The 24,542-nt window shown below is 67.9% G+C and carries 33 protein-coding genes and 1 tRNA gene; 29 read left to right on the top strand and 5 right to left on the bottom strand.

The features are described 5' to 3' along the window. The first annotated feature begins 225 nt into the window (after positions 1 to 225). Genes ASF53_RS25575 through ASF53_RS06180 form a run of 3 tightly spaced genes read left to right on the top strand, consistent with a single transcriptional unit; the run spans position 226 to position 1,234 of the window. Positions 226 to 438 (top strand): hypothetical protein, encoded by a 213-nt coding sequence (locus ASF53_RS25575; protein ID WP_156635393.1) that lies wholly within the window; start codon positions 226 to 228, stop codon positions 436 to 438. Beyond that, positions 435 to 830 (top strand): hypothetical protein, encoded by a 396-nt coding sequence (locus ASF53_RS06185; protein ID WP_056195498.1) that lies wholly within the window; start codon positions 435 to 437, stop codon positions 828 to 830. Before ASF53_RS25575 ends, ASF53_RS06185 begins: the two co-directional genes overlap by 4 nt. Next, a complete protein-coding gene (locus tag ASF53_RS06180; protein WP_056195495.1) occupies positions 830 to 1,234 on the top strand; it encodes a hypothetical protein in 405 nt (134 codons plus the stop codon). The genes ASF53_RS06185 and ASF53_RS06180 overlap by 1 nt, the downstream gene beginning before the upstream one ends. Before the next feature lie 349 nt (positions 1,235 to 1,583). Here the strand turns inward: ASF53_RS06180 and ASF53_RS24735 are convergent, their stop codons facing one another. Further along, on the bottom strand, positions 1,584 to 1,877 hold the full coding sequence (locus ASF53_RS24735; RefSeq protein ID WP_082482491.1) for a DUF6522 family protein: 294 nt from the start codon (positions 1,875 to 1,877) through the stop codon (positions 1,584 to 1,586). A 377-nt stretch (positions 1,878 to 2,254) separates the two neighbouring features. On the opposite strand from ASF53_RS24735, the gene ASF53_RS25570 reads away from it, so the two are divergent. The 19 genes from ASF53_RS25570 (at position 2,255) to ASF53_RS06090 (ending at position 14,767) form a co-directional block, all read left to right on the top strand. Next, positions 2,255 to 2,419: a hypothetical protein gene (locus ASF53_RS25570; RefSeq protein ID WP_156635391.1), complete on the top strand. Its 165-nt coding sequence runs from the start codon at positions 2,255 to 2,257 to the stop codon at positions 2,417 to 2,419. Further along, the gene (locus ASF53_RS06175) at positions 2,416 to 2,877 is read left to right on the top strand and encodes a MerR family transcriptional regulator (RefSeq protein WP_056195492.1); all 462 of its coding nucleotides are present in this window, start codon (positions 2,416 to 2,418) and stop codon (positions 2,875 to 2,877) included. The genes ASF53_RS25570 and ASF53_RS06175 overlap by 4 nt, the downstream gene beginning before the upstream one ends. Then, positions 2,874 to 3,152, top strand: a complete 279-nt coding sequence (locus tag ASF53_RS06170; protein WP_056195488.1) for a hypothetical protein — start codon at positions 2,874 to 2,876, stop codon at positions 3,150 to 3,152. The genes ASF53_RS06175 and ASF53_RS06170 overlap by 4 nt, the downstream gene beginning before the upstream one ends. After that, entirely contained in the window at positions 3,139 to 3,585 is a 447-nt protein-coding gene (locus ASF53_RS06165; RefSeq protein WP_056195486.1) for a hypothetical protein, read from the top strand. The genes ASF53_RS06170 and ASF53_RS06165 overlap by 14 nt, the downstream gene beginning before the upstream one ends. A gap of 48 nt (positions 3,586 to 3,633) precedes the next feature. After that, positions 3,634 to 4,290, top strand: coding sequence for a hypothetical protein (locus tag ASF53_RS06155; RefSeq protein ID WP_156635389.1), 657 nt, complete (start codon positions 3,634 to 3,636; stop codon positions 4,288 to 4,290). Further along, on the top strand, positions 4,290 to 5,294 hold the full coding sequence (locus tag ASF53_RS06150; protein ID WP_056195478.1) for a S49 family peptidase: 1,005 nt from the start codon (positions 4,290 to 4,292) through the stop codon (positions 5,292 to 5,294). Before ASF53_RS06155 ends, ASF53_RS06150 begins: the two co-directional genes overlap by 1 nt. 22 nt (positions 5,295 to 5,316) lie before the next feature. Continuing rightward, complete coding sequence (locus ASF53_RS06145) at positions 5,317 to 5,613, top strand: hypothetical protein (RefSeq protein WP_056195474.1); 297 nt, start codon at positions 5,317 to 5,319, stop codon at positions 5,611 to 5,613. Positions 5,614 to 6,037: 424 nt separating this feature from the next. Continuing rightward, entirely contained in the window at positions 6,038 to 7,126 is a 1,089-nt protein-coding gene (locus ASF53_RS06140) for a phage tail length tape measure family protein (RefSeq protein ID WP_286134171.1), read from the top strand. A 1-nt stretch (position 7,127) separates the two neighbouring features. After that, the gene (locus ASF53_RS25565; protein WP_156635387.1) at positions 7,128 to 7,283 is read left to right on the top strand and encodes a hypothetical protein; all 156 of its coding nucleotides are present in this window, start codon (positions 7,128 to 7,130) and stop codon (positions 7,281 to 7,283) included. Further along, positions 7,280 to 7,681 carry a hypothetical protein gene (locus ASF53_RS06135; RefSeq protein ID WP_056195467.1) on the top strand — a complete coding sequence of 134 codons (402 nt, stop codon included), beginning with the start codon at positions 7,280 to 7,282 and terminating at the stop codon, positions 7,679 to 7,681. Before ASF53_RS25565 ends, ASF53_RS06135 begins: the two co-directional genes overlap by 4 nt. After that, positions 7,681 to 8,034, top strand: a complete 354-nt coding sequence (locus tag ASF53_RS06130; protein ID WP_056195464.1) for a hypothetical protein — start codon at positions 7,681 to 7,683, stop codon at positions 8,032 to 8,034. The genes ASF53_RS06135 and ASF53_RS06130 overlap by 1 nt, the downstream gene beginning before the upstream one ends. Beyond that, entirely contained in the window at positions 8,031 to 8,768 is a 738-nt protein-coding gene (locus ASF53_RS06125) for a hypothetical protein (RefSeq protein ID WP_056195462.1), read from the top strand. Before ASF53_RS06130 ends, ASF53_RS06125 begins: the two co-directional genes overlap by 4 nt. Before the next feature lie 241 nt (positions 8,769 to 9,009). Continuing rightward, complete coding sequence (locus tag ASF53_RS06120; RefSeq protein WP_056195459.1) at positions 9,010 to 10,125, top strand: hypothetical protein; 1,116 nt, start codon at positions 9,010 to 9,012, stop codon at positions 10,123 to 10,125. Between the two features lie 16 nt (positions 10,126 to 10,141). After that, the gene (locus ASF53_RS06115; RefSeq protein WP_056195456.1) at positions 10,142 to 11,626 is read left to right on the top strand and encodes a hypothetical protein; all 1,485 of its coding nucleotides are present in this window, start codon (positions 10,142 to 10,144) and stop codon (positions 11,624 to 11,626) included. Positions 11,627 to 12,171: 545 nt separating this feature from the next. Beyond that, positions 12,172 to 12,591, top strand: coding sequence for a hypothetical protein (locus ASF53_RS06110; RefSeq protein WP_056195453.1), 420 nt, complete (start codon positions 12,172 to 12,174; stop codon positions 12,589 to 12,591). Further along, a complete protein-coding gene (locus ASF53_RS06105; RefSeq protein ID WP_056195450.1) occupies positions 12,584 to 12,907 on the top strand; it encodes a hypothetical protein in 324 nt (107 codons plus the stop codon). Before ASF53_RS06110 ends, ASF53_RS06105 begins: the two co-directional genes overlap by 8 nt. Then, the gene (locus tag ASF53_RS25560; protein ID WP_156635384.1) at positions 12,900 to 13,181 is read left to right on the top strand and encodes a hypothetical protein; all 282 of its coding nucleotides are present in this window, start codon (positions 12,900 to 12,902) and stop codon (positions 13,179 to 13,181) included. Before ASF53_RS06105 ends, ASF53_RS25560 begins: the two co-directional genes overlap by 8 nt. Positions 13,182 to 13,230: 49 nt before the next feature. After that, complete coding sequence (locus tag ASF53_RS06095) at positions 13,231 to 13,515, top strand: hypothetical protein (RefSeq protein ID WP_353652169.1); 285 nt, start codon at positions 13,231 to 13,233, stop codon at positions 13,513 to 13,515. Next, positions 13,508 to 14,767: a site-specific integrase gene (locus ASF53_RS06090; RefSeq protein WP_056195442.1), complete on the top strand. Its 1,260-nt coding sequence runs from the start codon at positions 13,508 to 13,510 to the stop codon at positions 14,765 to 14,767. Before ASF53_RS06095 ends, ASF53_RS06090 begins: the two co-directional genes overlap by 8 nt. Before the next feature lie 90 nt (positions 14,768 to 14,857). Here ASF53_RS06090 and ASF53_RS06085 read toward each other — a convergent pair. Further along, positions 14,858 to 14,933: transfer RNA gene (locus ASF53_RS06085), tRNA-Lys, on the bottom strand. Between the two features lie 133 nt (positions 14,934 to 15,066). Here ASF53_RS06085 and ASF53_RS06080 point away from each other — a divergent pair. Both ASF53_RS06080 and ASF53_RS06075 read left to right on the top strand, forming a co-directional pair. Beyond that, on the top strand, positions 15,067 to 16,134 hold the full coding sequence (locus tag ASF53_RS06080; RefSeq protein WP_056195439.1) for a hypothetical protein: 1,068 nt from the start codon (positions 15,067 to 15,069) through the stop codon (positions 16,132 to 16,134). Between the two features lie 240 nt (positions 16,135 to 16,374). After that, positions 16,375 to 16,632 (top strand): hypothetical protein, encoded by a 258-nt coding sequence (locus tag ASF53_RS06075; RefSeq protein WP_056195436.1) that lies wholly within the window; start codon positions 16,375 to 16,377, stop codon positions 16,630 to 16,632. A 27-nt stretch (positions 16,633 to 16,659) separates the two neighbouring features. Here ASF53_RS06075 and tgt read toward each other — a convergent pair whose 3' ends face one another. Genes tgt through queA form a run of 3 tightly spaced genes read right to left on the bottom strand, consistent with a single transcriptional unit; the run spans position 16,660 to position 19,735 of the window. After that, positions 16,660 to 17,811 (bottom strand): tRNA guanosine(34) transglycosylase Tgt, encoded by a 1,152-nt coding sequence (gene tgt, locus ASF53_RS06070; protein ID WP_056195431.1) that lies wholly within the window; start codon positions 17,809 to 17,811, stop codon positions 16,660 to 16,662. Continuing rightward, positions 17,808 to 18,650 carry a nucleotidyltransferase domain-containing protein gene (locus tag ASF53_RS06065; protein WP_056195429.1) on the bottom strand — a complete coding sequence of 281 codons (843 nt, stop codon included), beginning with the start codon at positions 18,648 to 18,650 and terminating at the stop codon, positions 17,808 to 17,810. Before ASF53_RS06065 ends, tgt begins: the two co-directional genes overlap by 4 nt. Then, positions 18,647 to 19,735, bottom strand: coding sequence for a tRNA preQ1(34) S-adenosylmethionine ribosyltransferase-isomerase QueA (gene queA / locus ASF53_RS06060; protein ID WP_056195426.1), 1,089 nt, complete (start codon positions 19,733 to 19,735; stop codon positions 18,647 to 18,649). Before queA ends, ASF53_RS06065 begins: the two co-directional genes overlap by 4 nt. Before the next feature lie 92 nt (positions 19,736 to 19,827). Here queA and ASF53_RS06055 point away from each other — a divergent pair, with 92 nt between their 5' ends. From ASF53_RS06055 to gatB, 5 genes are all read left to right on the top strand, one after another. Further along, on the top strand, positions 19,828 to 21,288 hold the full coding sequence (locus ASF53_RS06055; RefSeq protein ID WP_056195424.1) for an FAD-dependent monooxygenase: 1,461 nt from the start codon (positions 19,828 to 19,830) through the stop codon (positions 21,286 to 21,288). 67 nt (positions 21,289 to 21,355) lie between these two features. Further along, the gene (locus tag ASF53_RS06050) at positions 21,356 to 21,604 is read left to right on the top strand and encodes a hypothetical protein (protein WP_056195422.1); all 249 of its coding nucleotides are present in this window, start codon (positions 21,356 to 21,358) and stop codon (positions 21,602 to 21,604) included. A gap of 32 nt (positions 21,605 to 21,636) precedes the next feature. Continuing rightward, positions 21,637 to 21,888, top strand: a complete 252-nt coding sequence (locus ASF53_RS06045; RefSeq protein ID WP_056195418.1) for a hypothetical protein — start codon at positions 21,637 to 21,639, stop codon at positions 21,886 to 21,888. Positions 21,889 to 21,961: 73 nt separating this feature from the next. After that, positions 21,962 to 22,849, top strand: a complete 888-nt coding sequence (locus ASF53_RS06040) for a cation diffusion facilitator family transporter (protein ID WP_056195414.1) — start codon at positions 21,962 to 21,964, stop codon at positions 22,847 to 22,849. Positions 22,850 to 23,064: 215 nt separating this feature from the next. After that, positions 23,065 to 24,537: an Asp-tRNA(Asn)/Glu-tRNA(Gln) amidotransferase subunit GatB gene (gene gatB, locus ASF53_RS06035; protein ID WP_056195412.1), complete on the top strand. Its 1,473-nt coding sequence runs from the start codon at positions 23,065 to 23,067 to the stop codon at positions 24,535 to 24,537. Positions 24,538 to 24,542 lie beyond the last annotated feature (5 nt).

Below are 24,542 nucleotides of genomic sequence, written 5' to 3'. Positions count from 1 at the left end.
TCATCGGTGACGTGTCGGCATTGCGAGGCTCTTGCGACGGTCGAGGTCCGGCTTTCGCCTAGGGCACCCATGACGCCGGTGTGCGCGGAGTGCGCCGAAGATTTCTTTTTCACAGAATCCCGACCGCTCAGTCCGCGGCGCGGATAGTCCCACCTCCATCACCATCAGAGATCACCCGCCCATCATCGGCGGAGCGGCCCGGCGCTTTCCGGGGGGAGCGGAGCTATGTCGAAAGCAATCGAGAACGAACGTCGGCGTTGCGCGGTGATGGCCGCCTCCGCACGGTCCATAGGCCCGGTGACGGCCGCGCTCCGAGCGATGCAGTCGGACACCCCGGAAATTCGAGAAATCCAGGCGTTGCGCGCCGCCATTGCTGACAGGATCGAGCGGGATATCGAATTGCTCGACCGGCTCGACGCTGGAGAATTCCGGTCATGAGCGGCGACATGGATCACGACGCGACCGGCACGAAGCGCAAGAAGCCCCCATCGACGCCGCATGGTGGCTTCGTCGTTCACCGCCGAGCGGCGGACGGTAGGATCAAGACCCCGAAGCGTCGCGGGATGTACGAGCACGCTTCGTTCGACGACGCCTGTGATGAGGCGGGGCGCCTAGCTGAGGCTCTCGGCGGCACCTTCTCCGTCTTCGAGGTCGTCCACACGGTCCGCAAGCCGGAGCGGCCTGCCCCGGTCGTCGACAAGCCTGCGGCCCCCACTCCCGCCGACCCGAGCACCAAGGTGAAGGCGACGCCGGCCGCGCCGCCGAAGACCAACCGCACCCCCGTGGTCGAGGTGCGCCGCCGCCGTGCGAAATCAGCAGGAGCGAAATGATGGGCGTCGTTCTGACATTTCCGCCGCGTCTAGGATGCCAGCTACCGAAGCCGAGCCCAAAATCCCCGCCGGCTCTCGATATCACTGACGATCCGCCCGGCACGCCAGCCGAGGAGTTCCGGCTCGGTCTTAGCGAGGGTCTGAAGGCGGCCCATTGGTTCGTCGACTCGCAGACTGAGTTCCTGCGCCTCGCACGGGCCCGACAGGCCGGTCGGCTCGAATTCCTGCGATCCCTGCAGACCTGCTCATTCGTCGGCGAGAATGCTGCTGCGGCAAGCGCCCCACTCCGGCGGTTCGAGGAATTCATCTACGGGGCCCGCAGCGGCGGCATCCACGGGCCGTACGCGGCCGGCCACAGAGCAGCATTCGCCCTGACCGAACAGTTCGTCGCTCGCCTCCACTGATGGGCGATCTGCTCCGGATTGGCGCGGCGTGGCACCGCGCCATTTCCGCCCGCTCGAAAATGCCCCGCCCGAATTAATTAATGGCGGATCTGCATTCGAAGCTCGCCGTGCTTGTATGGGCGAGTCATGGCCGGAACAGCGAGAGACAAACCTCAGTTTTCATGCTAAGGCTTCAGCGTGTTGCGTAAGTGGAGTAGCCCCGTGGTCATCGAGATCATCGCGGACGGAATTCGAATTGGCACCGTCACACGGTGTGGGCCCGGCATCGTCATTGCCCGGCTGCCGAATGGTGAACCACTAGGCCAGTTAGGAAACATCGACGCTGCGGTTCTGGCGCTCGCCTCGCGGGTCAATGAAGTCCCGTCTTCGGATGATCGGCAGCATCAAAGCTGCTGATAGGCTCAAATGTCTGCTCGCCGACGAGAGCACCGTCGCGATCGAACAATCCCTGCCAGCCGTATGTGTCAATGACAACCGTGACCCGTCTGCGGCCCTCATCTGCGCCGCTACCTGTCTCGACACGGCTAAGAACTAAGCCGCGGTAATCCTGACTTCGAAGATAAGTCCCGCTGACGCCGAGACGTTCTGCGAGAGCGTCCGGATTAACAATCCAGGCGCCAGTCTCGTCGAGTTCGAAACGCATGAGCGGCACCTTTTCAAGCTCGACAGGCGAAGCGCTGAAATGTGCCTCAGTCGAGCAAGGGGGTATGGGGGTCGAATGTTCCGAAGTCTGAGGGGACCGGGACCGCAAGGGGTCTCATCCGCAGAAAAAAATTTCGGCTCCCGATTCCACAATCAAGTCGAGGGTGAAGAATGCCGTTGAAACACGGAGGGAAGCGCCCTGGGGCGGGGCGTAAAAGAGCTCCCCTCATCGAGCCTCGTCCAGTTCATAGTCTCTCGCAGCGCCTCGGCGTCATGCCGGCCGGCGATGCTGGACTCCGGAGCCGCGCCGCATTCGCTCTGGCAGCTTGCGGCGCCCGGGATCAGGAAATCGCAGCAGCTCTTGGAATTCCATCTGCGATGCTCACCGAATTTCATGCTGCCGATATCGAGGCAGGCCGAGCGATGGCCAGCGTCAACGTCAGGGCCGAGATTTTACGCTCCGCCACCGGCGACGGTCGGCCCTTCAGCGTGAGCGCGGCGAAAGCAGCCCTGCGATTTCTCAGCTCGGAAGTTCGCGCATGACGAAAGGTGAAAAGGCTTTTCGCACGATCGGCGAGGTTGCGGCGGCGCTCGATGTCCCTCAGCACGTCCTCCGGTTCTGGGAAGCCCGCATCGGCGAGGTGCGGCCGCTCCGCACGAAGCAGGGGCAGCGACGCTACCGGCCGGAGGACGTCGAGCTGCTGGGCGGCATCCGCGTTCTGCTTCACGTCCATGGCTACTCGATTCGCGGCGTGCGGCGCCTGCTCAGAGACAAGGGCATCACCCACGTTCGGGCGGCGGCCGGTGGCGCAGCGTCGGCCCGGCCTGAAGCTCCGAGCGAGGCACCGCAGGCGGCTGTCGATGCTCAGACGTTCGACCTCAACCACCTGTCCGCCGGCGCGCGGGCTGCGCTCGTCAGCGCCCTTACCGATCGAGCGACCTGTCGACGGCTTGCCGCCGTCGCGATCCAGCTCACCAACGATATGGAGATCGCAGCATGACGAATTCCACGACACGGAAACCGGACCGGGATCCGGCCGTCTTCGGTCGCGAAATCGCGCAGTTCGCGAAGGCAGAGCTTGAAAACCTCGGCCTGACCATCGCCGAGGTGGGCGCGAAGGAAAGGCAGCTCAAGAGCATCAAACAGCGGGCTATTCGCTCAATCGATTTGGCCGCGGCGGCGCAGGTGGCCGATGGAATGTCCGCTGCTGATTCACAGGCGTGGGCAAATGCGGCTGCGAAGAGCTTCGGCGAGACGATGGATGAGCGCGCCTGAGATCGCGCTCCTCCGTCGGATCGCTGATGGGCGGGAGACGGAGGCCGACCGCGTCGAGCTCGCCGATCGAGTGCGCCTGTATCTTGAAGGCGCGGACCAGGGGGTCAGCCTGGACGCAGCTTTTGATCTCGACCGCAGACCCGGTCAGTCGCCATGGTGGCGCCTCGAGGCCCTCGGCCGGCGCGATGCGGCGATCCGTGCGTTGGCCAGCCGCTATTTCGCTGGACGCTCCGTGGCGCTCCAAGCGGCACAGATTCGCATCGCCCTCGATATCTATGCATCCGGCTTGTGGCGCTTCGACCGCCGTAATTCAGAACCCCCCAAGCATTATATCGGCACGCCAAAAGTAGTACTGTTCGACATACTGCGCGTGTCTGAGAAAATTCTTTCCGTTCGGCAGATACAACGAATTCTATCGGCTGTGAATAACTGACACGGAACTGGACTTCCGCTGGCATCACCATCAAAGCAACTTGATGCCATGCTCGCGATCCCAGATTTCCGCCCCGGCCGTGTCGGCTTCACCGTTGCCGATATCCTCGCGAAATTGCGAGGCTTGGTACCTCGCGAGGACGCGGAGCCTGTGCCGCCGACACCGGAGGAGCGAGCCGCAAATCGTGATGAGGCGGGCCGGGAGCTTGCCGCGATCGAGGCGGAGCGCGATCGAGAGCTGCCCCGCCTCGCCGAGGTGGAGCGAAAAGCGGCCGAGCATCTCCAGGCACTGACGCCGGCGTTCTTAGCGGCGCAGAAGGCTCATTCCGCCGCGCAGGCTGCTCTTTTCCGCCGGGACCACGATTTCCGGTACGCAGCCGAGAGCTTCCGCCGTCAAATCGAAGCGTCGCATGAGCCGATCATCGATGAGTTCGTCGACGATCTCTATCGGCTTTTCCATGCCAACATCGAGCAGCCCCGAATTTGGGAGCAGAGAGGCGAGTATCGCGACCCTTATACGCGGAAGCGTATCGCAGAAATCTGGGACAATTCAGTCGCCCAGTTCGCGCGCACAAAGGCGATTCTTGCCCTCCGTGACCAAGCGGAGGCGATGAAGTCCGATCCTGATCAGACGGATATCGAGAACCGGCTGGCCGCTCTTCTCGAAACCCTGCCCGACGGCAACAAGCTGGCGAAGGTCGTGTGATGAGCATCGATCGCGTTTTCGCCGCGGCCTGCCGTCAGCCGCTCGCAATCCTCCCGTCGAAAATCGATGAGATCGCCGCGTTCCTCGAACTCCGGGCTCAAGGGGTGCGGTTCACACCGACCGAAATCCAGGCTCGGGTAGGGCCCGGTCGAACCGGCGCCACGGCTACGGCGCCAACGAGCATCGCGGTGATTCCAATCATCGGGCTGATCAGCCACCGTGCGCCGCTGATCAATGACATGAGCTCGGGGGGAGGAACGAGTACCCAGCAGATTAGTGCGGCGCTACGCGCTGCTCTCGCGGATCCGGCTGTCGGTTCGATCGTCCTCGACGTCGACAGCCCGGGGGGGAGCGTGAACGGCGTCCCGGAACTGGCGGACGAAATCTTCGCCGGCCGGCGGAAGAAACCAATCGTTGCCCAGGTGAACGCTCTCGCGGCGTCCGCGGCGTACTGGATCGGCGCCGCGGCGAGCGAAGTCGTGATGACGCCCAGCGGCGAGGTCGGCTCGATTGGTGTCTACATGATGCATCGGGACGTGTCGGTTGCGGCCGCGGCGGATGGCCTCAAGATCACGTTCGTGTCCTCGACGGACTCACCGTTTAAGGTCGAGGGCAACCCGTATGAGCCCCTGACCGATGAGGCCCGCCGGCACCTCCAGGTGGAGGTCGACCGCTATATGGGCGATTTCCTGAGCGCTGTGGCTCGCGGTCGCGGCGTGTCAGTGGCGAAGGTGAGGGCCGACTTCGGACAGGGCCGTACCGTCGGCGCCCGCGATGCCGTGCGGCTGGGTATGGCCGACAGCATTGCGACGCTTCGGCAGACACTCGCCCGCCTCAGCACCGCGACGCCGGCCGTACGAGGGCCATCCGCTTCGTCGGCCTTCGCAGGCTCGCCTCAGGATCAGCTCAGGCTCGAGCGGCAGATTTTCCGGATGGTGACAAGCACCGATCCAGCCGAGCGCCTCAAGGGGCAGCGGCTGCGACTTCAGATGCAGAATCGCTGATCCCTTAAACGGAGAAATCGAAATGGCCCTGAACGGTCTCCACGTCACCTGTGCGCCGATCGCGAACTATCAGAGCGTGGCGCTGATGAAGCGGCCTGCGTGGTCCCACACGATGGCCAACCCCGGCGTCACGACGCTGAAGGCGCCGTCCGTGCCGATGATCGCGTTCGAGGTCCGCGCCTCCGTCGATGCTTTCGTCGCTGTCGGCCCGAACCCCGACGCTAGTCCGGACGGTGAAGGTCGCATCTTCGTTGCCGCGGACGTCACTCGCCAGATTTTCTGCGACGCTGGCGACCGGCTGGCCTGGATCGCAGCCTGATTTCCCCGCGCGCGGTTTCGGCATCTCCGCGCGGCGGCCCGGTCAGCAGGTGGCCGAGAAAAACAGCTGACAGCCGGCGGCCCCAACTCCGGGGGCGCGGCCGGCGAAATCCTCGACGCCGCCTGACAGGCGTCGAGGCATTCCATTTCGGGGCCTCCGATGGCGAACCAAGTCCTTACCCAGCTGATCGTCGACGCCCGCGGCGCCGATGAAGGCACCGCGCGATACGTGCGCGCCATGAAGTCGGCGCAGGCTGCAGCCGACAAGTCGCTCGAAACTGAAGACAAGCTTCAAGGGGCGATCGACAGGACCGCCGCCACACTGACCCGCGGCGCTGGCTCGGTAACGAATATTGGTCGGAAATGGGATCAGCTCGTCGGGTCCATAGGCCGCCGCGCAGAAGCAGGTGAACCAGCAGTTGGTCGTGCCGAACCGCGGCGAGGACGTCGCCGCGTACGGGGCCGAGCTCGATCGGGTGCGGGCCAAGTTCAATCCGCTGTTCGCCGCCGGGCAGGCTTATCGAGCACAGCTCACCGAAATCGCCCAGGCCGCAAAGATCGGCGCGATTTCCGAGGTCGAGCGCTCCGCCGCATTGGCTCGGACCAAGGAGTCTTTCGCAGGACAGGTTGCCGCCATTCGAGCGACGACAGCCGCCAACGAGAACAGCACGAAGGCGACCGCCCTGCACGGGCAGGCTTGGCAGAATCTCGGCTTTCAGGTGAACGACGCGACCACGATGCTGCTGTCGGGCTCATCGGCCTTTCAGGTCGTCGCGACCCAGGGCGGGCAGGTCTATCAGATCCTCTCGGGCGCTCAGGGTGGCGTCGGTGGCGCTCTGAAGGAAATCGGCAATTTCCTCGTGGGCCTCGTGACGCCCGCGCGGTTGCTCGTGGGTGGACTTGTCGGGATCGGCGTGGCTGGCGTCGCCGCTGGGCTGTCGTGGCAGGGAACGCAGGCGGACATTCGCCGAGCTCTCGCTGGCATCGGCCGGGACGCGGGCGCGACCGTGGGAGACATCGAGGGAATCGCCAACGCCACCGTAGCGGCAAGCGACATCTCGATCACCGCCGCGCGTGCCCTCACCCTCGAATTGGTGAAGACCGGAAAGATTGGCCGTGACAGCCTCGCGCCGATCGCAGCCGTAGGGAGGGATTTCGCCGCGACGCTCGGCCTCGACGCGACCGAGGGCGGGCAGGTGCTCGCCCGGTCCTTTGCTGAGCCCTCCAAGGGCGCTGAGGAATTGGCGCGCCGATACGGCCTGCTGAGCGACGCCACGGTCGAGTACGTTCGCCGGATCAACTCGCGCCTCACCATGGGCGCGCACTGGTCAGACGGCACGGCAAAGTTCGTCATCTCGGAAGACGATGCGCGGACGCTACTCGACAACCTTCCGGCCACGCCCGGCACGCGCGTCATCCTCGCAAAGCTCGCCGAAATGCTGAGCCTGCGGGACGCGCACCGCCTTCATCACGAGGCCGGCCAGCGCTGGCAGCAGCAGATGGCGGAGGCGTGAGATGGCCATTTTCGCCCTCGCCTGCGTCGCCATCCTAGCCGCGGCCAGCATCGTCGCCGTCATCTTCGAGCGGACGGCCGCCATCAAGCTTGCCGACCAGCACCGCGGCGGCTTCACCCTTCCGATTGACTATCCCTTCGACGGAGAAGAGCCGTGAACGCGCCCTCCCCGCACGTCTGGGCCCGGCCGACGCCGCTGTCTGACGCCGAGCACGCCAAGTACGCACACATCAGCGGTCTGGCATCCTCCGTCACTGACGCCATTCAGCACCTCACCGGCCTCTACATCCGGCATGCCGCCGGCCACATCCTCGCGCCGACCGACACCGGCATCCGCGAGATCTGCCAGGACGCGGACAAGGCGATCTGGGCGCGGCTCGACAGTCTGAACAAGGCGCTGCTCGAGCTCGCCGATCCGGATGAGTGCCATCGGCTGGTGGATGAGACCGACCGCCTTGAGCCCGGCAACATGGGCGCCGCGCTTCGGCATGCGATCCTGTCCTCGAACTGGTCTGAATACGAGGCTGGCTTCGGCTCCTTCGGGAGCGCTGCATAATGGCCGACCGCAAGATCGTTGACGAAGCCGCAGTCGTCGCCCTGCTTGAGCGGGGCGGGAGCTACATGGAAGTGGCGGTCGAGTTGGGCCTGAGCGAGGGCAGGGTTGCCCGCGTGGCCGCTCGGCACAGCGAGAGTTCGCCGGCCTTTCGCGAGAGGCTGATAGCCCACCGCGCCGCACGCGCGAAGCACGCCCGCAAGATCATGGCGGCCATCAACGCCGTCCAAGTGCCGGGATGGGTGAAGCGCGCTGATCTGGAAAGCGACTTCCGCGACACGGCTCGGGACTTTGGCGAGGACGCCGCTCTCCGCCACTGCCGCCGTTTGATCGCTGAGATGAGGCTTGCCGCATGACCCCCGCCATCACCCCCGAGCTTCGGGAGAGGGCGGGGCCCTCCTTCGAATGGGTCGGTCTTCCCGTAGGTCCGCAACCGCTGCCGGAATGGCTGCTCGGCGCCACGGTTCGCTGGATGGACGGCTATGCCAACTCTCCGGATCTGTGGCTGAAGGTTGACCGCCCGCTTCGCGATTGGCCCGGCCAGTCCTTCGTCCGAGAGGGTCAGGCACTCGTCGCCCGCCATGCCGATGGCCGGGTGCATCAGTGGGGCTTCCAAGGCGAGTTCGCCGAGACGGAGCAGGTCCGGTACGTCAACGGTCAGGCCGAACGGTTCACGATCCTGGCGACGCCTCCGAGCGAGGGCTGCGGCGGTTGGCCGGTCGATTGCCTGATGGCGGATGGACCCCACGCAGGCCGCCTCGTCCGCATCCGGGGCCCGTGGAGCATCGGGCAGCCTGCCGGCTACAACGATGTCTGCCATACGGTGCGGACACCCGCGATCATCGCTGGGGCTCCGAGCTACCGGGAGGAGATCGGCCTCGGCGGGCTCGGCATCAGCGACGACCTGTTTCTGCGCGCTGTCGCTCGGTTCCTGCCGCACTGCCGAGTGGCGCGCATCTCGCGGCCCGGCTGGCGCGACCGCTTGGAGATCGCAGACGGTTTCTGGGATGAGCCGAAGACCATCAGGCTGAACAGGCCCCGCCTCGACGCACCCCCGGCAACCCCTCTTGCGACAGGGGAGGCGGCGTGATGGTGGGACGTCGCATCTTACTTGGCGGGCACGGACTGCTCGCGGCAGCCGCCTTGGAGGCGCTTGCCTTCGCAGGCCACTCCATAAGCCACGCCCCGGAGCCTGTTCCACAGAGCCCCGAGAATGCGGAGGCGCGCCGTTCTGCAGCGGAGGAAAAGCGCCGCCGGAAGAACGCCCGTCGCGCGTCCCTCTCCCCGTCCTCCAATCCGATCCCGCACGGTAAGCGGGATGGGGGTGGCCTGTGAGCGCGATCCTCGATTTCCCCACCGCCGCCGCACCCATGGGCATCGCTATGCGCAAGCTCGACATCAACCTGCACGGCACCTCCATCGGCATCTGGCAGGACGATCCGAACGACCCGACCTTCCGGGCCGAGATTTTCGAGCCGCTAACGGCTTGGATGCGGCGGCGCGGGTGGCGCGTCTCGGCCGATCCGGAGGTGCTGAAGCGGCACCGCAGCATCAGCAAGGACTACCGTGTCGCCGAGCGTGGCGATCTGCGCGCGAAGGCAGAGTGTCATGGCCGATCCATTGAGGTGGAGTTCTGGTCGGAACAGGCCACGCAGGAGAACCGGAACGGCCGGCGCTACGACTTCGATAAACGGGATCGGGCGCCGTACCTCGACCGGCTGCGGATGGACTTGGAGACCCGCCGTATCTTGGCTTGGCTGGGCGGGCGGGCCGAACTGAAGGTCAAGGCGCCTCGCGACCAGCGTTGCGGAGCCAGTTCAGGCGAACTGCCGGCCGTGGAGTGGATTGAGCGACAGGCGCGCGAGTCCTGGCACTTCAACCCGGAATTGGGTCGGGCTCGCTACACGAACGGCGACCGGTGCCGGAAGGCGGCAGACGGCGGGCTCTTGGAGCACGGCGCGGTCGCGTGGTTCATCGACAGGAAGGGCCGTGTGCTGCGCGGGCGGGCGTTCTACTCGCTCAACGACCGATGGGCCATTCAGGTTGGTCGGTTTGGCGTCACCTTCGCCTCGGCGTTCGAGATGTTCACTGCGCCGCCGCCCGACCTCCGGCGGAAGCGGAATGACGGGAAGCGCCGCGAGCGGATCGAGCGAGAGATCGGCCGCGCCGTCAGGAGCGAGGACTTCGAGCGCGCGGCTCTCCTGAAGAAGATCGCGTTCGGATCAGCACCGGTCTATCGCATCTGGTCGCGCAAGAACGACTGCTATTACGGCGCGCAATACTGCGGCTACACCGCCGACATGACCTTTGCTGGGCGCTACACGCGCCAAGAGGCAGAGGCCGAAGTTCTCCGCGTCCCGCACATTCTCAGTCTCGTGACGCCTGACGGCAAGCATCTGCGCGCCGAAGACTTCTCGTCGTCCCCCACCCTGATCGCGGCCGAGTGAGCCCGGAGCACCAGCCATGACGCACTCCCAGACACAGGGCGCGGAAGGCGCCGGGACGAAGACGAACCCGTTTGGCGCGCCCGTGTACGACCCGGCAAGCGATATCGCTACACAGGTGATGAACCTGCCGTGGGCACAGAACGGACCCCAGTCCGGGTATTTCGACGCCGAAGGGCACGGCGACCGGCACGGCGAGGTGCAGGCCATCGCCGACAAGGTGATCCGTGCCGCTCTCGCCGCACCCCGTGCGGACAGCGCCGAGAGGACGGCGGGGCTTTGGCGCTGTCCTGAGTGTGACTGCCATTCCTATGCCCGCGTAGACCAGAAGCAGCCCGGCGGCGGATACGCACCGGGCCCGCTCATCCGGTGCGTCAACTGCAAGGATGTGTTCGACACCCGCGCCACCCCCGCCCCGGCCGCCACGCCGGGCGTGCCGGATAGCGTGCGGGCGCTGAGCGAGGCGGCGACGCAGGGAGAGGCCACTTACGAGATTGTCCCGTTTCACCTGGGCGACACGGGCGACACTGATCTGCCGGGCTACCTGCGGCTCGGTGGCGTGCAGATTGCCGAGGTCCACGAGAAATACGGACCCGGCGTCGATCCTCGATATGAGGCCGACGGCAAGTTCGTAGCCGCGGCGATCAACTTCGGCCGCGCCCTCATAGCCGCCCAGCCGGCCGGGCAGGCGGGCGATGCGGGGGAGGCCGAGCGCTACGCTGAAAGCCTCGCCGTTGCGCTGTGGCAGAAGCACTGGCGCGAGAATGCGCCCGATTGGAAGCCGCTGACCGGCGACCTTATCGGCATCCTGACGCAGATCGATAACATGACGTGCGGCCTGTCCCGCGCCCCCAACAGCACCCGCACGGGGGCGGCGGAGATTGCAGACGGCGCCTACGGCAGCAACCCGATGACGCGCGGCGCGGCCCGTGACCGTCTGAGCACCCTGAATGCGATGGTTGATCGCAAGCTCGAACGCTACCGGGCGAACAAGCCCGCCCCCGACAGCACCCGCACGGGGGCGGCGGAGATCGACCGCGCCATCGTCTCCGCGCTGAACGCTGTCGATATTGTGGAGGAGGCTGAGAGCTACGAGTTCCGTCCGGATGTCGGCTGCCACACGCCCAACGAGTTCGAGAAGGTTCTGCTGATCGACTTTGCGCAAGGGCTGATGAATGCCGTGCACCAAGCAGTTCGCCCGCTTTGCCTCGCGGCCCGCCCGGAAGCCCCCTCGGATGCGGGGTGGAGGGACATCAGCACGGCGCCGAAGGACGGGACCGAGATCTGGGCGTGGCTCTACGATAGCGGTGTCCGCAAGCTTCGGTGGTGGTCTGCGGAAGAGATCCACGAGGAGGAGGGGCGCGACTCGCCCGACGCCTATCAGGCTGGCTTCTACGAGGTCGCTGATCGCACCGAATGGTGGAACCCTCGCTGGTGGGTGCCGGCAGATTGCCTCCCCACCCCGCCGTCCGACCCGGCCCCCTCTGGACAGGCGGAGGGTTGAGCGATGGCCATCGTCAACCCCGATGCGCTGGTTGATGGCGACCACGACATGCCGACCGACGCCGAGATCCAGGCCATGCACGAGGAGGCCGAGAACTTCCGGCTTCCGGCGCCTCCGCCGACGCCCGTTCGCGGCCGGTACTATCTGACCGAGTGCGAGCACTGCGGCTGGGTTGGATCGTCCGAGCATTGCGGCGGAAACTACGGTCCTGACGGCGACGATATCGTCTGCCCGGTTTGCTGCTCGTCCATCTGCGGCCACAGCCCAGACGAGGCCGACACCGCAAAGCACGGCGAGGCCGTCTATCAGCGCATCCTCGCCGCCGAGGCCCGCGCCGCCCAGCTACAGGCCGAGGTGGAGGCGCTGAAGGGGGCGCTGAAGCCGTTCGCGGATGCTGCTGCGGTGGCTGACGGCGACACACTCTCTCGCCTCACGTCAGATGATCAAGTCGTCTGGACGGCAACGGGGTCGTGGTCGCGGCCCGTCCGCATCACGAGAGCCCACCTTCGAGCCGCCCGCGCGGCCACGGCAAGGGGGGGGCTTAGATGGCTGAGCAGATCATCGCCCGCACGGTCGCCGAAGCACAGGTCGGGGATCTGCTCTGGGTCAACGTGGACCGGTGGCGAGCAACCCCGTGGGTTCTCTGGCCGGTTCGGAAGGTCGGGCGCCTCTATGCACACGTTGGCCCGACCGAAGGCGAGGGCGGCTGGGTTCGCATTCATCGAGAGCTGCCCCGCGACAGCAATCGCATCATCGCCGGCTGGCGCGAGCGCGAGCTTCAAGAATGGCGCCGGCTTGCCGACCAGATCGCGGATCAGGTGCGGCGCTGCTCCGATGTCGAGGCGCTGAAAACGGTCGCCTTCGCCCTCGGGATTGAAGGACCGCCCGACTTCAGCGTCGTCCCTTCCGACCCCCATACCCCCGCCAGTGGTGCGCTCAAGATCGAGGAGGCAGACCGTGGGTGAAGAGCGCCAAGAACTGCTGGACACCTTCTATCACCAGCACGGCCCTTGCTGCGCCGGCTGCGATTGGTGGCACTCGCTGAACTCCCGAGCCGGTGAGTGTTGGCGCACCGCAATGATCCCCGGCGCGGATAGGCCCGCACCGCTCGGCATCACGGGCGCATCGCTCGCCCTCGGTGCCGGGCACGCCATGACGCCGCGCGAGCACGTCTGCGGTGAGTTCAAGGACGACTTCGACTGGACCAGCCTGTCGCCGGCGTACCTCCGCAGGGTCGGAGCCCGCGCCGCCCTCGCCGAACAGGAGAAGGGCGATGCGTAAGCCTATGACTGAAGCCGAGCGCGTGCTTCGCATTCTGCGAGACGATGGGCCGGGGCATGAACTGGTCAGCAAGCCGCTGGTCGCACCGCGCGACTGCCTGCGAATGGGCTGGGCTGAGTACGGGCCGGAGTACGGCACGCTCGTTGGCGACCGCCCTGCGCGAGCCAGAACCATCCGGATCACCGAGTCCGGACGCGCCGCGCTCGCCGAGATGGAGGCCGGTCGCGCCGCCCTCGCCCCCAACACGACAGAAGGGAGAACGGATCGTGCCTAGGGAGAGGGGCGGGACTATCGTACCTCGGGCGCCTCAGGTTCGCTTCCGCGTGGACCCGGCCTATGCGCCCGCCGACAAGATCGCTCGCCGGCTGTGCCTGACAGAAGCTCAGTTCGCGGCCTGCGCCAGGAAGCTCTACGCCCGCGGCTTCCCGCTGCCGGATGAAACGACCGGCATGTACGACATCGAGGCCGTTGATCGGTGGCGCAAGCGGCAGCGTCCGGACCTCTATCCGGAATTGACGCCGACCCAAGCTGCCGCAGAGATTGCGCGCCCGCGGACAGATTGGGGAGCGCGCTTTGCCGAGGCCGAGGAGCGCCAGCGGAATGGTTGACCTTCCGCCGTACGTGAAGCGCTACCGCAAACCGAACGGGCGCGTGTTCTTCTATTATGAGCGCTACCGGAACACGGATCGGGCATGGCCGCGCATTGCCCTGGCAGACAGCCCGACCTCTAGCGAGTTCTGGAGCCTGTGCGATCTGCTGCGCGACGTGGAGGCGACCGCGACGGTGGATGGCTGGCGGTGGGGATGGCTCGGCTCGACAGGTCAGCGCTATCCACTGCCTGCGCCCGGCGCACGTGGCGACGAAGCGTTCGTTGCGGCCCTGCGAGCCGCGGCCGAGAAGGACCGGCTTGGTGATGCTGCTGAGCGAAAGACGTTCGCGGCGCTGATCGCCGAGTACCGCGCGCATTCGGCCTACAAGGAACTCAGCGACCTCACGAAGCGCGATTATGACACGCACCTGCGCAAGATTGAGGAGCGATGGGGCGAGGCGCCAGTCGTTGAGATCCGCTCGCCCGACGTGCAACGAGCGATCGACTCGTTTCAGCACGCGCCGACCGTGGCTCGCTATTTCCGAGCCGTGCTGTCGCGCCTGATCAAGTTCGGCATCCCGCGCGGCTACAGCGAGCACAACGTCGCCAAATCGACCGAGAAGGTCGAGCACGAGGCCAATCCGCATGAGCCCTGGCCAGATTGGGCGTTTGAGCTGTTCCTTGAGCATGCTCGGCCGAGCCTGCACCTGCCGGTGTTGTCCGCATTTTACACAGGGCAGCGCTCGATTGACGTGATCCCGATGCTACGGCCGGCGGGCGGGGAGATCAGTCTGATTGCGCGAAAGACCGGCAAAAAGGTCTGGCGTCCGGTACATTCGGAATATGCCGACATCATCACCCGCCTCTCCCCCGGCGACAGCGCCGCCCTGCACCTTCGCGAGGACGGGCAGCCTTGGACGCTCGCTGGCTATCGCACGGCTTGGCAGCGCGAGCTAACTTCCGTGAACGCCAAGGGACAGCCGACCAGCGCCTCGCCTGAGAAGAAGGCGGCTATGGCGCGCATTCGCGAAGCCGGCCTCGTCTTCCACGGACTGCGGAAGAACGCCGTCAACACGCTGCTTGAGGTTGGCTGCACCGAGGCCGAGGTCTCGGCAATCGTGGAGATGTCGGAGCAGATGGTGCGGCACTACGCCAAGGACGTGAACAAGCGCATCCTCTCGCGCAGCGGCACGGCGAAGATGGAAACCGGCTGGTCCGAGACCCGCAAGCGCCTGTTCGGGAAGGCCCTGGATAAGCCAGCCACCGCGTGAGTTTGGAAACCGGGTGTGCTAGATTGGAAACCAGCGACTGATTTGGAGAACGGCCCCGGCGAAATAACCCAATAGGAGCAACGGGATGTATGGTGAGCGCGCTGGGACTCGAACCCAGGACCTACAGATTAAAAGTCCGTTGCTCTACCAACTGAGCTACGCGCTCGCACCCGGTTCGCGCGGGGCCGCCGGGGGCGGGCCGGTTGCGCTCGGGGCGTGGGGCTCGCAATAGGGGGTCGGGCCGGGAGGGTCAACACGGCTTCCGCATGGTGCCAACCGCTGAGTCGATACGAAACCCGATGACGAGAGCGAACCCGGCGGGCGCGCCGCCGGAATGGCGGCGCTTCGTCCTGCTGTTCCTGAGCGTGGCGGCGGTTCTGGGCGCCGTCTGCATCGGCTTCGTGGCCGCCCTCGACCCCTACGGCTTGCGGGCCGGGCCGGGGCGGGCGCAGGGGCCGCTGATGGATGGCAACCAGCGCTTCATGTACCCGCAGATCGCGCGCAGCGGCGCCTACGATGCGGCGGTGTTCGGCACCTCGACCCTGCGCCTGCTCGACCCGGCGGATCTCGGCCGCGCCTTCGGGGGCCGCTTCGCCAATCTGTCGATGAATGCGGCGACCCCCTACGAGCAGAGCGAGTTGGCCCGGCTCTACCTGCGCCACGAGCGGCCGACGACGCTGCTGTTCGGCATCGACCCGACATGGTGCGAGCCGGATGCGGCCGAGCGCCGCCTGACGTTCCGCGCCTTTCCCGCTTGGCTCTACGGACGCCTCACCCTGTGGGACGCCCTGCGGCAGGTGAACTGGCAGAGCCTCGGCATCGCGTTCGAGGCTGCGCTGTACCGGCTCGGGCTCGTTCGCGCGCGGCTCGCGGAGAACGGCTACGCGGTCTTCACCCCGCCCGAGGCGCTGTACGATGCGGCCCGCGCGCAGGCGCATATCCGGGCGTCCGCGGCGATCCAGGCCGCCGCCGAGGCCGCGCCGGGCTACCGGCCGACGCCCCCCGATGCGCCGATGCCGGCGCTCGGCTGGCTCGACGCGCTCCTGGCGCAGGCCCCGGCGGAGACACGGACGATCGTGGTCTTCCCGCCCGTCCACGTCTCGCAGCAGGGTGCGCCGGGCTCGCCCGCCGCGGCGCGGGAGGCCGCCTGCAAGGCGCAGGTGACGCGGATCGGGGCGGCCCACGGGGCGAGTGTGGTCGATTTCCGCATCCCGTCGCCGATCACGATGCAGGACACGAATTACTGGGATCCGCTGCATTACCGGCTGCCGATCGCGGGGCGGATCGTGGCCGGCCTGAAGGCGGCGCAGGCGAGCGGGCGCGACGATCCGGAGGGCATCTACCGGGTTCTGGCGCACGCGCCGTAGGCCGGAGCGCGATGCGGCGTCGGCCGGAATTTCGATGAACCGCGCCCCGGAACCGGGGGTTCTCTGTGGCGGATGAGCGGCTTGGGCTGCCACGAGCCGGCCGTACTCTCGCCCGATCGGCAGGCTCTACACCCCGCGGCCCGGCCCTCCTCGGTCGTCTTGCCGGGTGGTCGTCTCGCCGCGCCCGCCTCGACAGCGGAGGCGGACGGGCGCCGTGATATCGGAGTTGCAGAGAGTCCCATGATCGCACGCACAGCCATCACCCTGATGATCACCACGAGCGCGGCTCTGGCCGGCCCGGCGGCGGCACCGGCGGGGGACCGCGACGCCCTGCGGCAGCACTGCACCGGGGATTACCTGAGCTATTGCGGCGAGTTCGCGCCGGACAGCACCGAGGTGCGCGCCTGCTTCAAGCAGAACAAGGCCAAGCTCTCGCCGGGCTGCCAGGCGGCCATCACCAGCTACAACAAGGCCCAGAAGCGCGCCGACCTCCGCTGAGGCCGGCGGCGGGCTCGTTTGGGGCCGTCAGCCCTTCGCGGCGGCCTCGGCCCGCGCCCAGCCCTCCTTGGTCTCGGCCACGAAATCCGCGAGCCGCCCGGCCGCAATCGTCGCGCGCATGCCGGCCATCAGCGCCTGATAATAGGCGAGGTTGTTCCAGGTCAGCAGCATCATCCCCAGGATCTCGTCGGAGCGGACGAGGTGATGGAGATAGGCGCGCGAATAGTCCCGCGCCGCCGGGCAGTCCGAGGCCTCGTCCAGGGGCCGGGTGTCCTCGGCGTGGCGGGCGTTGCGCAGGTTGATCCGGCCATGGCGGGTGTAGGCGAGGCCGTGGCGGCCGGCGCGGGTCGGCATCACGCAATCGAACATGTCGATGCCGCGCATCACCGATTGCATCAGGTCGTCGGGGGTGCCCACGCCCATGAGGTAGCGCGGCTTGGTGGCGGGCAGATGCGGCTCCACCGTCTCGATCATCGCCAGCATCACCGCCTGCGGCTCGCCGACGGCAAGCCCGCCGATGGCGTAGCCCTTGAGGCCGAGATCGGTCAGCGCCCGCGCGCTCTCGACGCGTAACTCGGGCACGTCGCCCCCCTGGACGATGCCGAAGAGTGCCTTGCCCGGCTGCTCGCCGAAGGCGACGCGGCAGCGCTCGGCCCAGCGCAGGGACAGGTGCATCGCCTTCTCGATCTCCGGCCGCTCGGCCGGCAGGCGCACGCATTCGTCGAGCTGCATCTGGATGTCGGAGCCGAGCAGGCCCTGGATCTCGATGGAGCGCTCCGGGCTCATCCGGTGGGCGGTGCCGTCGATGTGGGAGCGGAAGGTGACGCCCTCCTCGTCGATCTTCCGAAGCGCGGAGAGAGACATCACCTGGAAGCCGCCGGAATCGGTGAGGATCGGCCCGTCCCAGCGCATGAAGCGGTGCAGCCCGCCGAGCCGCGCCATGCGCTCGGCGCCGGGGCGCAGCATCAGGTGATAGGTGTTGCCGAGCACCACGTCGGCGCCCAGATCGCGCACCTGCTCGGGATACATCGCCTTGACGGTCGCGGCCGTGCCCACCGGCATGAAGGCCGGCGTCCGGATTTTTCCGCGCGGCATCGCGATATGGCCGGTGCGGGCCTGCCCGTCGGTGGCGGAGACCGTGAAGGAGAAGTCAGTCGGGGGAGCGAGCGGTTCGGTCATCGGTCCGGGGATGTGGGAGGCTCGGGGCGGGCGTGATAGCCCGGCGCGGCCTCGATCAGGAAACGCATCGCATCGAGGCCGGCCCGCATCGTCGCCTGCGACACCTCCTCCAAGTCACCGAAACGGGCCGCCAGCGCGTCTTCGACCGCCTCGTGATAGGGCTTCGGCAGCAGGGCCGTGAGGCGGCGTCCGGCCTCGGTCTTCGAGACGATCCGGCCGCTGGCGAGGGTCTCGATGATGCGGCCCACCCCCAGCACGCCCCATTCCAGGGCCCCCGCATCGCCGGCATCGTCGGGCGCCTTGCCGGCGAGCGCCGTCTCGTGGTGCACGAGCCAGGGGCGCCAATGGGTTTCGAGATGGGCAAGGCCGTAGGCATGCAGCGTCGCGTCGTCGTCGGCGATGTTCAGCGCCGCCGGCGTCGCCCCGAGGATCGGCCGGCTCGACCGGGCGAGACAGCGCCAGGTGGCCGGGTTCACCCCGCGGCAGGGCTCGCCGCTGCGAAGCTGCCCGTCCAGGCTGAAGGGTACGGCGGCGCCGGGCTCCGGCGGGTGCCGTAGGGCCTCGATGGGCAGGTAGAACCCGTCGAAAGGCGGGCCGCCCGCACGCGCCAGGGCGGCGTGCACCCGCGCCAGCGCGTCCGTCTCCGCCTCAGAGACGGGGCCGTCGAGGAGAGCGACGAAATCGATGTTGCTGCGGCCGGGCCGGAAATCGCCGAGCGCCACCGAGCCGACGAGATAGAGGCCGCGCAGTTTTGGGCCGCCCTCACTCGCCATCAGCCCGAGGAAGCGATCGACGGTGCGGGCGACATCGACCCGGAGCGGTGGGCGCCGGCTGCTCATGGTGCGCGCTCCGGAAACAGCAGGCTGGCATCGCCGTAGGAGTAGAAGCGATAGCCGGATTGGATCGCGTGGGCATAGGCCGCGCGCATGGTGTCGAGGCCGGCAAAGGCCGAGACCAGCATGAACAGGGTCGAGCGCGGCAGGTGGAAGTTCGTCACCAGGGCATCGACCGCGCGGAAGCGGTAGCCCGGCGTGATGAAGATGTCGGTGGCCCCGGAGAACGGGCGGATCGTGCCGTCCGGGTCGGCGGCGCTCTCCAGCAGCCGCAGGGCCGTGGTGCCGACGGCGACGACCCGGTTGCCCCGTGCCCGCACGGCGTTGAGCCGCGCGGCGGTGGCGGCATCGAGGAGGCCGATCTCGGCATGCATCCGGTGGGCGTCGGTGTCGTCCGCCTTCACCGGCAGGAAGGTGCCGGCCCCGACATGCAGGGTGACGTGGACCCGCTCGATCCCCGCCGCGTCGATGCCGGCGAGCAGCGCGTCCGAGAAATGCAGGCCGGCGGTGGGGGCGGCGACCGCGCCGGGCTCGCGGGCATAGACGGTCTGGTAGTCGGTCGTGTCCTGGGCATCGGTGGGGCGCTTGCCCGCGATGTAGGGGGGCAGCGGCAGGGCGCCGAGCCCGGCAATGGCCTCGTCGAGCGCCGGGCCGGACAGGTCGAAGCGCAGCAGGATCTCGCCGCCCTCCCCCCGCTCCTCCACCGTCGCGTCGAGGCCGGACAGGGCGCAGACTTCACTGGCGCCCTCGCTGCCGAAACGGATGCGGTCGCCGGGGGCGAGGCGCTTGGCCGGGCGGGCGAAGGCGCGCCAGCGGTCGGGTGCCTCGCGCAGGTGCAGCATCGCCTCGCAGCGCTGCCCCGAACCGCCCGCCCGGTGGCGGATGCCGGAGAGCCGCGCCGGGATCACCCGCGTGTCGTTGAAGACGAGGGCATCGCCGGGGTTCAGGAGGGCGGGCAGGTCGCGCACGCCGCGATCCGCCAGAGGTTCGCCGGGGCGCACGACGAGCAGGCGGCTCGCGTCGCGCGGGCTCGCCGGCCGCAAGGCGATCGCCGCCTCCGGCAACTCGAAATCGAACAGGTCCACACGCATCCCAGGGCCATCAGCACGGATGGGCGCCCGACGCAAATGGCGGATTGATCGCAGAGGCCGGCCGGCGCAGCATGACACCGGAGGGATCGCCCATGGCAGACGTGCTGATCGTCGGCGCCGGGCCGGTCGGCCTGACGCTCGCCTGCGAACTCGCGCGCTTCGGCGTCGGCGTCCGGCTGATCGATCGCGCGCGCCAGGCGACGCAGACCTCGAAGGCGCTTGTCGTCTGGTCGCGCACCCTCGAATTGATGGACCGGATGGGCTGCACCGAGGCCTTCCTCGCGGCGGGCCTGCGCGCTCGCGGCGCGACCCTGCGCGGCGGCGGCCGGGTGCTCGGCGGCGCGGACTTCTCCGACATCGCCAGTCCCTACGCCTTCGGGCTGATGATCCCGCAAAGCGACACCGAGCGGCTGCTGGCCGAGCACCTGCGCGGCTTCGGGGTCGCGGTCGAGCGCGAGGTCGAACTCACGGGCTTTGCGCAGACGCCCGACGGGGTGGAGGCACGGCTCTCCCATGCCGACGGGCGCGAGGAGCGGGCGACGGCCGGCTTCCTGATCGGCTGCGATGGCGCCCACAGCGCCGTGCGCCACGGCCTCGGCCTGCCCTTTCGCGGCACGGCGCAGGGCGACGATTGGCTGCTCGCCGACATCCGCACCGACGGCGCGGGCGCCCCGCCCGGCGATCGGGTCGCGCTCTATCTCCACCGGGACGGGCCGTTCGTGATCTTTCCCATCCCCGGCGGACGGGCGCGGGTGGTCGCCACCGTCGGACGCGCGGATGGCCGGCCGAAGCCCGATCCGACGCTGGCCGAGGTGCAGGAGCTGGTCACCGCGCGGGCCGGGCCCGACCTTCGCGTCTTCGATCCGGTCTGGCTCAGCCGCTTCCGCATCCATGAGCGGAAGGTCTCGGAATACGGCCGGGGCCGCGTGTTCCTGGCGGGTGATGCCGCGCATATCCACAGCCCGGCCGGCGGCCAGGGCATGAACACCGGCGTGCAGGATGCGGTGAACCTCGCCTGGAAACTCGCCCTGGTGCTGCGCGGCGCAGCCACGCCGAGACTCCTCGACAGCTACAGTTCGGAGCGCAACGCCGTCGGCGAAATGGTCCTGCGCAATGCCGGGCGGCTCACCGCCATGGCGACGCTCACCCACCCCCTCGCCCAGGCCATCCGCAACCGCGCGCTGCATCTGCTGCTCAGCTTTCACCCCGTGCGACGCCGGATGGCCGCGATGATGAGCGAGATCGCGATCGGCTATCCCGCCTCCCCGCTCTCGGTCGGTCCCGGCGCCGGCCGGCGCTGGCGGCCGGAGGATGCGGCTGGATCCCCGCCGGGCGCGGGCGCCGATCCGCGCTTCGTCCTCTACGCAGCGGATACCGAGCGCGGGACGGCGCTTACCCACCGCTTTCCCGGTCTGGTCCAGCCCATCCCGCGAAAAAATCCCGACTCGGGGCGCCTGCATCTGGTGCGTCCCGACGGGTATGTCGGCCTCGCGGCCGGCGCCGCCGATTGGGATGGCGCGGCGCACTACCTGAAAGAATGTGCAGCCGCCTGAACGCGGTGCAGCCGAGGCGCCTCTTCGTGCGTTGAGGCGGCGATTCGACGGAAGGACGCTGCCCACGATGACTTGGTTTGCCATAAGCCCGCGCGATCCCGCCGATCCGCGCTGGCCGCTTCCGGAAACGCCGCGGATCACCCTCAAGGCCGAGAACGCCAACGACGCCCGCCGCCGCTTCGAGGAAGCCTATCCGAGCCAACCCTTCGGCACGCCGGGCCATCCCACCGGCGATGTCGGACCCGGCAGCTTCCGGGGCGATGCAGGGGCGCTGGTGGTCGAGGAGACCGACACGCCACCCGCCCCGGACGCGTGAGCCGCGCCGCCGGCCACAGGAATCTTCGCGCCATGACCGAGACCGGCCAACGACCGCCGCACGAGACCCTGGATGCACAGCTCGTGCGCTACTGGGAGCGGGAGGCTGCCCGCTTCGACGAACTGGCCGCGCGGGCCAGCTTCGGCTGGATCAGCCGCAACTACGCTCGCCGGGCGCAGCGCGCCCGCGAGAAGGCCGAACGCAGCCGCGCCAAGGAGGTCGCCCGCGGCCGCCTGACCGCTTCCGCGCAGACGGCGGATCGGGACGGCGATAGCCCGAGCTAAAACCTTTGCCGTGGCCTTCCGGGGCCACGGATCGTAAGGGCAGGGCCATCCCCTCCCCGCCCCCTTGAGCTGCATGACAGGAACCGAAAAGGCCGCCCTGGCGAGCGCCGCCGTCGGCGTGCTCGTCACGGCGCTGAAATTCGCCGCCTACTGGCTCACCGGCAGCCTCGCGCTCTATTCCGACGCGCTGGAGAGCATCATCAACGTCGTGGCTGCGGCCTGCGCGTTCCTGGCCGTGCGCGTCGCCGCTCAGCCGGCCGACGAGGATCACCCCTACGGCCACCACAAGGCGGAGTACTTCTCCGCGGTGATCGAGGGCGCGCTGGTCATCGTCGCCGCCCTGCTGATCCTGCGCGAGGCGTATTTCGGCATCCTCGACCCGAAGCCCCTCGACGCGCCCGCGCTCGGTCTCGCCGTCAACGGCGTCGCGACCGTCATCAACGCGGTTTGGGCGATGCTGCTGTTCCGGCACGGGCGGCGGCTGCGCTCGCCCGCCTTGTTGGCCGATGCCCGCCACATCCTTGCCGATGTGGTGACCTCGGGCGGTGTGCTCATCGGCCTCGGGCTTGTCCTCGCCACGGGAACGCCGGTGCTCGATCCCGTGGTGGCGGGCTTGGTCGCCCTCAACATCCTCTGGTCGGGCTGGACGATGGTGCGCGATTCGGTGAACGGCCTGATGGATCAGGCGGCCTCCCCCGAGATGGTCACGCGGATCCGCGCCCTGATCTCGGCGCATAGCGAGGGCGCCCTGGAGGCCCACGACGTGCGCACCCGCCATGCAGGCAGCGCCACCTTCATCGATTTCCACCTTGTCGTGCCGGGCGAGATGACCGTGTTCGAATCCCACGCGATCTGCGACCGGCTGGAGGGAGTGATCGAGGCGGGGATCGAGGGCGCGGTGGTGGTCATCCACGTCGAGCCGGGCGATCAGGCCAAGCTGCGCGGCGTGCCCGTGATTTGAAGCCGGCTTCGGGCGCCATAGGGGGGCTTGGATGAAGCGGGTCTTCCACACCGAGCCACCGCAACGCCGCCGACCCGACTTCATGAACGGCCCGGCCGTGACGCTGGCCGCGCAGCGGCCAAGCACGGCTCCGCCCGCTTGACCCGTCCGGTACGGGCTCCCTACACACTCGGACAGGCGCCGATCCGGCGGCGCCGGCACTGAAGTCGAAGAGAATGACCGAGCGCGTCGATCCGAAGAAGCTCATCAAGGGCGGCCTGCACGACTGGGAGGTCGTGATCGGCATGGAGATCCACGCCCAGGTCACGAGCCGCTCCAAGCTGTTCTCCGGCGCCTCGACCGAATTCGGCGGCGAGCCCAACGACCACGTCTCGCTGGTCGATGCGGCCATGCCCGGCATGCTGCCGGTCATCAACGAGGAATGCGTCGCCCAGGCCGTGCGCACCGGTCTCGGGCTCAAGGCCCAGATCAACCTTCGCTCGGTGTTCGACCGGAAGAACTACTTCTATCCGGACCTGCCGCAGGGCTACCAGATCTCGCAGTACAAGGACCCGATCGTCGGCGAGGGCGAGGTGCTGGTCGATCTGCCCGAGGGCGAGTCGATCACGGTGGGCATCGAGCGGCTGCATCTCGAACAGGATGCCGGCAAGTCTCTCCACGATCAGGATCCGACCAAGAGCTTCGTCGATCTCAACCGCTCGGGCGTGGCGCTGATGGAGATCGTCTCCCGGCCCGATCTGCGCTCCTCGGAGGAGGCCCGGGCCTATGTGACCAAGCTGCGCACGATCCTGCGCTATCTCGGCACTTGCGACGGTGACATGGAGAAGGGGAGTCTCCGCGCCGACGTGAACGTCTCCGTGCGCCGCCCCGGCGAGCCGCTCGGCACGCGCTGCGAGATCAAGAACGTCAACTCGATCCGCTTCATCGGTCAGGCCATCGAGACCGAGGCGCGCCGCCAGATCGCGATCCTGGAGGATGGCGGCAAGATCGATCAGGAGACGCGCCTCTACGACCCGTCCAAGGGCGAGACCCGCTCGATGCGCTCGAAGGAAGAGGCGCACGACTATCGCTACTTCCCCGATCCCGACCTGCTGCCGCTCGAATTCGATCAGGCTTATGTCGATGCGCTGGCCTCGGGCCTGCCGGAACTGCCGGATGCCAAGAAGGCGCGCTTCATCAAGGATTTCGGCCTGTCCGCCTACGATGCCGGCGTGCTCGTCGCCGAGCGGGCCTCGGCCGACTACTTCGAGGCGGTGGCCCGCGGACGCGACGGCAAGGCCGCCGCGAACTGGGTCATCAACGAGCTGTTCGGCCGCCTCAACAAGGAGGGGCGCAGCATTGAGGACACGCCGGTCTCTGCCGAGCAGCTCGGCACCATCGTCGATCTGATCGGCGACGGCGTGATCTCGGGCAAGATCGCCAAGGACCTGTTCGAGATCGTCTGGTCCGAGGGCGGCGACCCGCGCGAAATCGTCGAGACCCGCGGCATGAAGCAGGTCACCGATACCGGCGCCATCGAGGCGGCGGTGGACGCGATCATCGCCGCCAACCCCGACAAGGTCGAGCAGGCCAAGGCCAAGCCGACCTTGCTCGGCTGGTTCGTCGGCCAGACCATGAAGGCCACGGGCGGCAAGGCTAATCCGGCCGCCGTCAACGCGCTGCTGAAGGACAAGCTCGGTATCGAGTAGGCCCG

This window comes from Methylobacterium sp. Leaf123 (genome assembly GCF_001423405.1).
Taxonomy (GTDB): domain Bacteria; phylum Pseudomonadota; class Alphaproteobacteria; order Rhizobiales; family Beijerinckiaceae; genus Methylobacterium.
Note: the sequence above shows the minus strand (reverse complement) of the source record. Positions and strands in the feature narration are given on the sequence as shown.